Annotated in this window: 1 protein-coding gene; it reads left to right on the top strand. The window is 38.8% G+C overall.

Features of this window, described 5'->3' with window-relative positions; genetic code table 11:
• Window positions 1–13: 13 nt before the first annotated feature.
• Window positions 14–769, top strand: coding sequence for a hypothetical protein (locus ABID39_RS07895; RefSeq protein WP_354187620.1), 756 nt, complete (start codon window positions 14–16; stop codon window positions 767–769).
• The last annotated feature ends 238 nt before the right edge of the window (window positions 770–1,007 follow it).

Genomic DNA, 1,007 nt, shown 5'->3' with positions numbered 1-1,007 from the left:
AAGGAATTGTGCTATGCAAAAAAAGTTTGCACTCACAAATGAGACACGTGTATTTAATAATCAAACTCTTTATCGCATTAAAGCATTAAAAGACTTTGCTGATGTCAAAGCGGGCGACCTTGGGGGCTTTATCGAAAATGAAAGCGACCTCTCTCATGATGGCAATTGCTGGGTGTATGATGATGCTATGGTTATCAAAGCAATCGTTTCAGAAAATGCAAAAATACGCAATAATGCCCGTGTTATGAATTATGCTAGGGTTTATGGTAATGCCGTGATTAGTGATAAGGCATGGGTTTTGAGTGATAAAGCACATGTTTATGACAATGCAGTCATTAATGGCAATGCAAAAATTGGTGGCTATGTTTTTGGCAATGCCGTTGTGAGTGATAATGCCGTTATTACAGAGGGAGCTCTTATTTACGATAATGCCCGTGTTTATGAAAATGCTCTTGTGAGTGGGCTTGTGTTTAATGATGCCCATGTCTATGGGAAATCACGCCTTGCTGCGTGGTCAAAAGCTTATGGCAATGCTCATGTTTTCGATAAAGCTATAGTTTATGATGGGAGCAATATTTATGACAATGCCAAGGTTTCTGGCTCGGCACGTGTTGGCCCCTGTGCTCAAATTCATGATAATGCTCATGTGAGCGGCAAGGCACAAATTTGCCAATTTACAACAATCTATGGCAATGCGGTGCTTAAAGAAAATAAGAAATTTTCTGAAGATGTCTGTGGTGTTGATCAAGACGTAAATAAAGCCGTGTGATTAATACGGGCGCGGCGGGGGCGCCTTCTTTCCAATCAAATTTTCCAACCGTTTTAACACATATCTATTATGTGAGGGTATTTCTATGTCTCAAAAATACATTATAACAAATGAAAGCAAAAAAATTAAACATGCTCTTACTCGCAATATTATAAATCTTTATCGCATTCGGTCTTTAAAAGATTTTGATGATGTTAAGGCGGGCGATTTTGGTGGCTTTATCGAAAAGGAAGTCAAT

Source organism: Bartonella japonica, from assembly GCF_040545385.1.
GTDB lineage: Bacteria > Pseudomonadota > Alphaproteobacteria > Rhizobiales > Rhizobiaceae > Bartonella > Bartonella japonica.
The sequence above is the reverse complement of the archived record's forward strand: the minus strand, read 5'-3'. Positions and strand labels throughout refer to the sequence as shown.

What these genes read in the sequence shown, in the direction of transcription:
- ABID39_RS07895 (WP_354187620.1), top strand. Translation starts at nt 14, where the DNA reads ATGCAAAAAAAGTTTGCACTCACAAATGAGACACGTGTATTTAATAAT.